Origin of the sequence: Oceanobacillus indicireducens (genome assembly GCF_014647195.1) — a bacterium.
Taxonomy (GTDB): Bacteria; Bacillota; Bacilli; order Bacillales; family Amphibacillaceae; genus Oceanobacillus; species Oceanobacillus indicireducens.
The window spans coordinates 1-1,951 of record NZ_BMOS01000071.1; the positions used below are offsets into that span (position 1 = coordinate 1).

Genomic DNA, 1,951 nt, shown 5'->3' on the forward strand with positions numbered 1-1,951 from the left:
CGGTGTATTCGATAAAGTCGCCTAGTTCTACTTCCTTACTTCCGGGATTAAAAATATTACGACGCTGTTTAAAAATACGTGCCTCCACATAAAAAGGCGGGTTAAAGGTTGTATCCTTTACCCGAATTGTATCTCCGTAGCGTATTTTCTTGTTTTGCATGCCTGGGACATGTTCTAAGTCAATGACGTTGATTCCCCATGTGACGAGGGCATTTACGCGTTTGTTCAATTCCATGCGCCCTAGCGTGCGTAAACGCTCTTCTGTGATGTTTTGGTCTTCTGTTTCCGGCTCGTATTCCCTAACCAAATGCTCACCATTTCGGCTCCATCTGTTTCGAGCGTCCTCATCCTCTACAAATACCTCTAAGCGTGTTCCGTCCTCACGTTCTGGACCAATAACCCGCAATGCAGTAACAATGTTATTGGCATCCGTTTCCCTGCTGACTGTCTGCAAGTCATGCCCAAATTCAACGGTGCGTCCACGCCATTCGCCGATATGCTCGACCAAATCGGCATAACGTACAATTTTCCCACGGTCAACTTCTATTCTAAAATCAAGTTCTAGGTCAAATTCATTTGCTAAACTTTTCAGTGCAGAAAACGGATCAGTTTTATTTTCTCGAGTGATTGTACGGATATTACCCGTATATGCTACCTCACCAACTCGCACCTCTGTTCCCTCCAAAATATCCCGCATATGGGCTTCCGGTGATTGGGATGGAGTAGTACCCGGTTCGATTGTTTTCGCTGTCACTAAATCTTGGTAAAAGCCATAGGAGATGATGTCAATATAGTTAACACCTTCTGCGCCAGAGTAACGTTTCGTATTTTTGATAATTAATTCTCTGTATTCCCCATCCTCGTCCGGGATGATTAGACGGTTGCGGTCTACTAGGTGCTGGGCGTATCTTTTATCTGCAAATGCGGTAAACTCAAAGACTTCCACCCAGTTGGACATATCCCGTTCATGCATATTGTCTGAGACGTCATATTTATGAATGTGGTCCAGTATCTTACTCGTTTGACCGTCTGCGATTATGATTTTTGACATGGATTTCCTCCTTTCTGACAAAATAAAAACACCCCAGAATTGGGATGTTTTACTTATCACTTATTAGGTTGCCATCTTTAGTCCAATACTGAGTCACTTCTTTGAAAGGCTTCTCTTTTCCGTTGCCGGTAATCGTTGTTACTTTTATAACTTCTACAACTTCAGCCTTTTTGCAAGATGAATTCATTAAAATCATCTCTCCATTTCCTCTAAATATTTCTTCCCGGCAATATCCATCGCAATAAAGTAGACAGTTACTTCTATTAGCTTCTTTAAGTCCTCAATATCTTTGTCTTCCCATTTTCGTAAATAGTGGGCTTCATCATTACCTAGCCAAGATGCCCTTCGTGCTATTTCTTTAATGGTATGGTTGTCCAACATGTTTATACAAGGACTTAATTGTTCATTTAGAATCTCTTCCTTGTCTTCGGGTTTTAAATATATCAGATAATCCTTCACTAAAAATTCCAATGCTTTTCGATAACCTATACCGGATATTAGATGAAGCTCCATTTGTTCCGAATGGTATGATTGATTATATATCTCCACAAAGTTAGGAGATACCTCTTCAACTTCTTCTTCAAACACTTTATTCGTCGGTTTGACAGGCTGTGTTTTTTGGTAATGAAATACCCTTTCATCCCCATGAACATAATAGCCAATCAAAAGACTTCGACATTCAATATTTGTGCACTGAAAAGCAAGTTCTGCAGAATCTTTTTCTGGACGAGAACGTATCAGAACTCCACCAATATACACAGGTTCTATGTTGGTGTTGCAAACACTGCAATGAGTGAGATATCTATCAACAACTATGCGATCAATTGCATCAATATGCATAACCTTTATTTCTCTCATTTTTTCCATGTCTATCACCTTTGCTAGTTTTAATCTATTCTA

The 1,951-nt window shown here is 40.1% G+C and carries 3 protein-coding genes; all 3 read right to left on the reverse strand.

The genetic code is table 11. From position 1 onward, the window contains the following. A partial coding sequence (locus tag IEX94_RS19410; protein WP_188859892.1) for a phage tail spike protein occupies positions 1-1,051 on the reverse strand: 1,051 nt, incomplete at its 3' end. Positions 1,052-1,100: 49 nt separating this feature from the next. Next, positions 1,101-1,247 carry a hypothetical protein gene (locus tag IEX94_RS19415; RefSeq protein WP_188859894.1) on the reverse strand — a complete coding sequence of 49 codons (147 nt, stop codon included), beginning with the start codon at positions 1,245-1,247 and terminating at the stop codon, positions 1,101-1,103. After that, positions 1,244-1,918: a DUF4145 domain-containing protein gene (locus IEX94_RS19420; protein ID WP_188859896.1), complete on the reverse strand. Its 675-nt coding sequence runs from the start codon at positions 1,916-1,918 to the stop codon at positions 1,244-1,246. Before IEX94_RS19420 ends, IEX94_RS19415 begins: the two co-directional genes overlap by 4 nt. Positions 1,919-1,951 lie beyond the last annotated feature (33 nt).

Coding starts and splice junctions, on each gene's coding strand:
- IEX94_RS19415 (WP_188859894.1), bottom strand. CDS start 1,247: ATGATTTTAATGAATTCATCTTGCAAAAAGGCTGAAGTTGTAGAAGTT.
- IEX94_RS19420 (WP_188859896.1), bottom strand. CDS start 1,918: ATGGAAAAAATGAGAGAAATAAAGGTTATGCATATTGATGCAATTGAT.